Annotated in this window: 7 protein-coding genes, 1 pseudogene and 1 riboswitch; all 8 genes and pseudogenes read left to right on the top strand. The window is 70.0% G+C overall.

Annotation, left to right across the window (positions count from 1 at the left end; genetic code table 11):
- Positions 1-432 (top strand): 30S ribosomal protein S2 (gene rpsB, locus RIF68_RS21420; protein WP_309052905.1); only part of this gene is annotated, 432 nt, incomplete at its 5' end.
- A gap of 111 nt (positions 433-543) precedes the next feature.
- A complete protein-coding gene (gene tsf / locus RIF68_RS21415) occupies positions 544-1,380 on the top strand; it encodes a translation elongation factor Ts (protein WP_309052904.1) in 837 nt (278 codons plus the stop codon).
- Positions 1,381-1,544: 164 nt separating this feature from the next.
- Positions 1,545-2,309, top strand: a complete 765-nt coding sequence (gene pyrH, locus RIF68_RS21410; protein WP_309052903.1) for a UMP kinase — start codon at positions 1,545-1,547, stop codon at positions 2,307-2,309.
- 94 nt (positions 2,310-2,403) lie between these two features.
- Positions 2,404-2,961, top strand: a complete 558-nt coding sequence (gene frr, locus RIF68_RS21405) for a ribosome recycling factor (protein WP_309052902.1) — start codon at positions 2,404-2,406, stop codon at positions 2,959-2,961.
- On the top strand, positions 2,961-4,064 hold the full coding sequence (locus RIF68_RS21400; protein ID WP_309052901.1) for a phosphatidate cytidylyltransferase: 1,104 nt from the start codon (positions 2,961-2,963) through the stop codon (positions 4,062-4,064). Before frr ends, RIF68_RS21400 begins: the two co-directional genes overlap by 1 nt.
- Before the next feature lie 176 nt (positions 4,065-4,240).
- Positions 4,241-5,353 (top strand): 23S rRNA (adenine(2503)-C(2))-methyltransferase RlmN, encoded by a 1,113-nt coding sequence (gene rlmN / locus RIF68_RS21395; RefSeq protein WP_309052900.1) that lies wholly within the window; start codon positions 4,241-4,243, stop codon positions 5,351-5,353.
- A gap of 29 nt (positions 5,354-5,382) precedes the next feature.
- A riboswitch (TPP riboswitch) is annotated at positions 5,383-5,493 on the top strand.
- An 81-nt stretch (positions 5,494-5,574) separates the two neighbouring features.
- Positions 5,575-6,669, top strand: coding sequence for a thiamine ABC transporter substrate-binding protein (locus tag RIF68_RS21390; protein WP_309052899.1), 1,095 nt, complete (start codon positions 5,575-5,577; stop codon positions 6,667-6,669).
- Between the two features lie 38 nt (positions 6,670-6,707).
- Positions 6,708-7,061 (top strand): annotated as a pseudogene (locus RIF68_RS21385) (iron ABC transporter permease); the annotation flags it as partial.

The raw sequence follows: 7,061 nt of genomic DNA, 5'->3' as shown, positions 1-7,061 counted from the left end.
AGCGCCGTCTGGATCGTCGACACCAAGAAGGAGCACATCGCCGTCGGTGAGGCGCGCAAGCTCCACATCCCGGTCGTCGCGATCCTCGACACCAACTGCGACCCCGACGAGGTCGACTACAAGATCCCGGGCAACGACGACGCGATCCGCTCCGTCACCCTGCTCACCCGCGTGATCGCCGACGCCGTCGCCGAGGGCCTCATCGCCCGCTCCGGCGCCGCGACCGGTGACTCGAAGCCGGGCGAGAAGGCCGCGGGCGAGCCGCTCGCCGAGTGGGAGCGCGACCTGCTCGAGGGCGACAAGAAGGCCGACGAGGCCGCCGCCGAGAAGCCGGCCGAGGCCGAGGCCGCCGCCGAGGCTCCGGCCGCCGAGGCTCCGGCCGCGGAGGCCGAGGCCACCGAGGCTCCGGCCGCGGACGCCGAGCAGGCCTGACCCTTCAGGTCCCTGAGGACCTTCGGGTGACGACGGCGGAGGCCCACGAAGCCTCCGCCGTCCACCCGTGGACCCGCCCGATCTTTCAGACTTCGAGAGAGAAACAGACTCATGGCGAACTACACCGCCGCTGACGTCAAGAAGCTCCGCGAGCTCACCGGCGCCGGCATGATGGACTGCAAGAAGGCCCTGGACGAGGCCGACGGCGACGTCGACAAGGCCGTCGAGGCCCTGCGCATCAAGGGCCAGAAGGGTGTCGCCAAGCGCGAGGGCCGCTCCGCCGAGAACGGCGCCGTGGTCTCCCTCATCGCCGACGACAACACCTCCGGTGTCCTGGTCGAGCTGAAGTGCGAGACGGACTTCGTCGCCAAGGGCGAGAAGTTCCTCGCCGTCGCCAACGCGCTCGCCGAGCACGTCGCCAAGACCTCCCCGGCCGACATCGACGCCCTGCTGGCCTCGGAGATCGAGTCCGGCAAGACCGTCCAGGCGTTCGTGGACGAGGCCAACGCCAACCTCGGCGAGAAGATCGTCCTGGACCGCTTCGCGCAGTACGCCGACGGTTACGTCTCCGCGTACATGCACCGCACCATGCCCGACCTGCCGCCGCAGATCGGTGTCCTGGTGGAGCTGGACAAGGAGAACGCCGCGGTCGCCAAGGGTGTCGCCCAGCACATCGCCGCGTTCGCCCCGAAGTACCTCTCCAAGGAGGACGTCCCGGCCGAGGTCGTCGAGACCGAGCGCCGCGTCGCCGAGGAGACCACCCGCGCCGAGGGCAAGCCCGAGGCCGCGCTCCCCAAGATCGTCGAGGGTCGCCTCAACGGCTTCTTCAAGGACGCGACGCTGCTCGGCCAGCCGTACGCCCTGGACAACAAGAAGACCGTCCAGCAGATCCTGGACGAGGCCGGTGTCACCCTGAAGCGCTTCTCGCGCATCAAGGTCGGCATCTGAGTCCGTTCGCGTACGCGACGGACACCGGACCCCGGTAGGGTCTGAAGCAGTCGTCCGCGCCCGCGCAGGACGACCGCAGATCTGACGAGGAGGCCATTGCCGCACGGGACACCCACGAGGACCCCAGGCAATGGCCTTCTTCGTATGTGCACGAGGAGATCTCCATGAATCAGGGCGCCGTACAGGGCGACGACAACAACGGCAAAAAGGCCGGCCGCTACATGCTGAAGCTGTCCGGGGAGGCCTTCTCCGGCGGTACCGGCCTGGGCGTCGACCCCGACGTCGTGCACGCCATCGCGCGCGAGATCGCGGCAGTCGTCCGCGACGGCGCGGAGATCGCGATCGTGATCGGCGGCGGAAACTTCTTCCGCGGCGCCGAACTCCAGCAGCGCGGCATGGACCGGGCCCGGTCCGACTACATGGGCATGCTCGGCACCGTGATGAACTGCCTCGCCCTCCAGGACTTCCTGGAGAAGGAGGGCATCGACTCGCGCGTCCAGACCGCCATCACCATGGGGCAGGTCGCCGAGCCGTACATCCCGCTGCGCGCCGTGCGCCACCTGGAGAAGGGCCGCGTCGTCATCTTCGGCGCCGGTATGGGCATGCCGTACTTCTCCACGGACACCACGGCCGCCCAGCGTGCCCTGGAGATCGACGCCGAGGCCCTGCTCATGGGCAAGAACGGCGTGGACGGTGTCTACGACTCCGACCCCAAGACCAACCCCGACGCGGTCAAGTTCGACGCGCTGGAGTACGGCGAGGTGCTCTCCCGCGACCTGAAGGTCGCCGACGCCACCGCCATCACCCTGTGCCGGGACAACAATCTCCCGATCCTCGTCTTCGAACTGCTCGCCGAGGGCAATATCGCGCGCGCGGTGAAGGGTGAGAAGATCGGCACGCTCGTGAGCGACCAGGGCACCCGGGCCTGACCCGAACCGGGAACCGCCCCGCCAGGGGCTGGACGACAGCCCTGCCGGTCGTACACCGTGCAGGACACAACGCGACGACACGCAGGAGCAACTGGTGATCGAAGAGACCCTCCTCGAGGCCGAGGAGAAGATGGAGAAGGCGGTCGTGGTCGCCAAGGAGGACTTCGCCGCGATCCGCACCGGCCGTGCGCACCCGGCGATGTTCAACAAGATCGTGGCTGACTACTACGGTGCCATCACGCCCATCAACCAGCTGGCGTCGTTCTCCGTCCCGGAGCCGCGCATGGCCGTGGTGACCCCGTTCGACAAGAGCGCGCTGCGCAACATCGAGCAGGCGATCCGGGACTCGGACCTCGGCGTCAACCCGAGCAACGACGGCAACATCATCCGGGTGGTGTTCCCCGAGCTGACCGAGGAGCGCCGCCGCGAGTACATCAAGGTCGCCAAGGGCAAGGCCGAGGACTCGAAGATCTCGATCCGCGCGGTCCGCCGCAAGGCCAAGGAGACCATCGACAAGCTCGTGAAGGACGGCGAGGTCGGCGAGGACGAGGGCCGCCGCGCCGAGAAGGAGCTCGACGACACCACCGCGAAGTACGTCGCGCAGGTGGACGAGCTGCTCAAGCACAAGGAAGCCGAGCTGCTCGAGGTCTGATGAACGACTCTTCCTGGGGGTCGCCGGCCGGTGCCGGCTTCGGCGGACCCGACCAGGGGCCTGCCCCGGCGGGTCCCGCCCACGATCGGCAGGAGGCGTCGCAGACTCGCCCCATGCCCATCGTGCCCGACGTTCCCGCCGGCGGATTCCAGGACGGTCACGGCCGGGGGGCCGCCCACACGGGCGGTCCCCTGTTCCGTGACGGGGGATCGCACGAGCACCCGCAGGAGCCCATGTCCAGCCCCACCCCCCCTCCGCCGTCCCCCTCCGGGGCGCCGCGGCAGAAGAAGAGCGCGGGGCGGGACCTGGGCGCGGCCATAGGGGTCGGAGTCGGTCTCGGCGCCGTCGTCATCGCCTCGCTGTTCGTCTGGCCGCCGGCGTTCGTCGGCGTCATAGCGATCGCCGTGGTCGTCGGGCTCTGGGAGCTCACCTCCCGTCTCCAGGAGCGCAAGGAGATCAAGGCGCCGCTGGTGCCGCTCGCCGTCGGCGGCGCGGCGATGGTCGTCGCCGGCTTCGTGCGCGGCCCGGAAGGCGCGTGGGTCGCGATGGCCCTGACCGCCCTCGCGGTGCTGGTGTGGCGGATGACGGAGCCCCCCGAGGGCTATCTGAAGGACGTCACGGCCGGTGTCTTCGCCGCGTTCTACGTGCCGTTCCTTGCGACGTTCGTGGCGCTGCTGCTCACGGCGGACGACGGGCCGTGGCGGGTGCTGACGTTCCTGCTGCTGACGGTCGTCAGCGACACGGGGGCGTACGCGATCGGCTGGCGGTTCGGCAAGCGCAAGCTGGCCCCGCGGATCAGCCCCGGCAAGACCCGTGAGGGGCTGGCCGGCGCGGTGACGTTCGCGATGGCGGCGGGCGCGCTGTGCATGGAGTTCCTGATCGACGGCGGCACCTGGTGGCAGGGGCTGCTGCTGGGGCTTGCGGTGGCGGCGAGCGCGACGCTCGGTGACCTCGGCGAGTCGATGATCAAGCGGGACCTCGGCATCAAGGACATGGGCACGCTGCTGCCGGGGCACGGCGGCATCATGGACCGGCTGGACTCGCTGCTGCCGACGGCACCGGTGGTGTGGCTGCTGCTCGGACTGTTCGTCGGAACGGGTTGACGGACAGCGGGTACTCTGGAAGGGCTCGTGGCGCGTGGCGTCGCGGGCCCTTCGTAGTCCCCCGCCGCTGCGGGGGGTGATCCAGAGGTCTCCCGGCTCCGGCGCCGTGCCGCCGTGCTCGCCGTGCCACCCGCCGCCGCGGGGGCGGACCTCGTCGTTTTGAGGAGACGCCCGACGTGGCCCGTCCGCTTCCCGGAGAACTCACTTTCGTCGCCCCGCGCGGAGCCAAGCAGCCGCCGCGGCACCTCGCCGACCTGTCGCCCGCCGAGCGCAAGGAGGCGGTCGCGGCGATCGGCGAGAAGCCGTTCCGTGCCAAGCAGCTGTCGACGCACTACTTCGCGCGGTACGCGCACGACCCCGCCGCGTGGACCGACATCCCGGCCGCGTCGCGGGAGAAGCTGGCGGCCGAGCTGCTGCCGGACCTGATGTCGGTGGTGCGGCACGTGTCGTGCGACGACGACACCACCCGTAAGACGCTGTGGCGGCTGCACGACGGCACGCTCGTGGAGTCGGTGCTCATGCGCTACCCGGACCGGGTGACGATGTGCATCTCCTCCCAGGCCGGCTGCGGCATGAACTGTCCGTTCTGCGCCACCGGGCAGGCCGGTCTCGACCGGAACCTGTCGACCGCGGAGATCGTGCACCAGATCGTGGACGGGATGCGGGCGCTGCGCGACGGGGAGGTCCCCGGCGGCCCGGCGCGGCTTTCGAACATCGTGTTCATGGGGATGGGCGAGCCGCTCGCGAACTACAAGCGGGTCGTCGGCGCGATCCGCCGGCTCACCGACCCGGAGCCGGACGGCCTCGGTCTGTCGCAGCGCGGGATCACCGTGTCCACGGTCGGCCTGGTGCCGGCGATGCTGCGGTTCGCCGACGAGGGCTTCAAGTGCCGTCTGGCGGTCTCGCTGCACGCGCCGGACGACGAGCTGCGCGACACGCTCGTACCGGTGAACACGCGGTGGAAGGTGCGGGAGGTCCTCGACGCGGCGTGGGAGTACGCGGAGAAGTCCGGGCGCCGGATCTCCATCGAGTACGCCCTCATCCGGGACATCAACGACCAGGCGTGGCGGGGTGACCTGCTGGGCCGGCTGCTGAAGGGCAAGAGGGTGCACGTCAACCTGATCCCGCTGAACCCGACCCCGGGCTCCAAGTGGACCGCCTCCCGGCCCGAGGACGAGAAGGCGTTCGTCGAGGCGATCGCCGCCCACGGCGTTCCGGTGACCGTCCGGGACACCCGTGGCCAGGAGATCGACGGCGCCTGTGGACAGCTCGCGGCGTCCGAGCGCTGACCTTGTACGCTGTGCTCGAACACATCTGCATATTCCGACAGGGGAGCGCCACAGCGCTGAGAGTGCGGTGACCGTCAGACCGCAGACCCTCTGAACCTCGCCCAGGTCATTCTGGGTAGGAAGTTCGGTCGTTAACTCGAGCTGTTGCGCCCTGCCCGCGTCCGGTCCGCCGGCCGCGGGCAGGGCCGCGTCTCTTCCTGGTCACCCCCAGGAGGAATCCAGTGAGCACCAAGAAGTACGCCGCCGTCGCGCTGGTCGCGGCGCTGGGTGTCACGAGTCTCGCCGCCTGCTCCACCGAGGACGCCCGCGACGCCGCGGGCAAGAGCGGTGGGCCGGCGCCGAAGACCGTGACGCTCGTGAGCCACGACTCGTTCAACGCCTCCAAGGAGGTGCTCGCGGCGTTCACCGAGGAGACCGGTCTCACGGTCAGGGTCCTCAAGGCCGGTGACGCGGGCGAGGCCGTGAACAAGGAGATCCTGACCAAGGGCTCGCCGCAGGGTGACGTCTTCTTCGGCGTCGACAACACCCTGCTGTCCCGCGCCCTCGACAACGGGATCTTCGTGCCGTACGAGGCGAAGGGCCTGGACCGGGTGCCCGCCGCGTACCGGCTGGACGAGGAGCGGCGGGTCACGCCCGTCGACTCCGGCGACATCTGCGTCAACTACGACAAGAAGTTCTTCGCGGACAGGAAGCTGGCGCCGCCGCGGACCTTCGACGACCTGGCGAAGCCGCAGTACAAGGACCTGCTGGTGGTGGAGAACCCGGAGCGGTCCTCCCCGGGCCTCGGCTTCCTGCTCGGCACGGTCGCCGCGTACGGCGACGAGGGCTGGCAGGACTACTGGAAGAAGCTGAGGGCCAACGGGGTGAAGACCGTCGACAGCTGGGAGCTCGCCTACAACCAGGAGTTCTCCGGCTCGGCCGGCGGCAAGCAGGCCAAGGGGGTGAGGCCGCTCGTCGTCTCGTACGCCTCCAGCCCGCCCGTGGAGGTCCTGTACGGCGAGCCGCGGCCGAAGGAGGCCCCCACCGGGGTGTCGACCGGAACCTGCTTCCGGCAGATCGAGTTCGCGGGGCTGCTGAACGGGGCGAAGAACCCCGAGGGCGGCAAGAAGCTGATCGACTTCCTGATCTCCAAGAGGTTCCAGGACGACATGCCGCTGCAGATGTTCGTCAACCCGGTGGCGAAGGACGCGAGCCTGCCGGAGCTGTTCACACGGCACGGTGTGGTGGTCGAGCGGCCGGAGACGATGGCGCCGGAGAAGATCGCCGAGAAGCGTGACGGGTGGATCCGGCAGTGGTCGTCGCTCGTCCTGAAGTGACGCGCGGTCGCGGGGGGAGCGCGGCGCGGCTGGGCCTGATGGCCCTGCCGGTCGCGTTCTTCGCGGTCTTCTTCGCCTGGCCGGTCGTGTCGATCGTGGACCGGGGGCTGCGGCCCGACGGGACGTGGCGGTTCGGCCGGATCGGCGAGACGCTGAGCCGGCCGGAGATCCTGGACGTGCTCGGTTTCACCGTGGGGCAGGCGGCGGCCTCCACCGGGCTGACGCTGCTGCTCGCGCTGCCGGGGGCGTACGTCTTCGCCCGCTCCGACTTCCCCGGAAAGAACGTGCTGCGGGCGGTCGTCACGGTGCCGTTCGTGCTGCCGACGGTGCTCGTCGGCACGGCGTTCCTCGCGGTCGCCGGCCGGGGCGGGCTGACGGACACGCTGTGGGGG

This window comes from Streptomyces sp., from assembly GCF_031178505.1.
In the GTDB taxonomy this organism is placed as follows: domain Bacteria; phylum Actinomycetota; class Actinomycetes; order Streptomycetales; family Streptomycetaceae; genus Streptomyces; species Streptomyces gulbargensis.
Note: the sequence above shows the minus strand (reverse complement) of the source record. Positions and strands in the feature narration are given on the sequence as shown.

Bases quoted from the DNA above. Each gene is read 5' to 3' on its own strand.
- tsf (WP_309052904.1), top strand. From the start codon at position 544: ATGGCGAACTACACCGCCGCTGACGTCAAGAAGCTCCGCGAGCTCACC.
- RIF68_RS21400 (WP_309052901.1), top strand. From the start codon at position 2,961: ATGAACGACTCTTCCTGGGGGTCGCCGGCCGGTGCCGGCTTCGGCGGA.
- pyrH (WP_309052903.1), top strand. From the start codon at position 1,545: ATGAATCAGGGCGCCGTACAGGGCGACGACAACAACGGCAAAAAGGCC.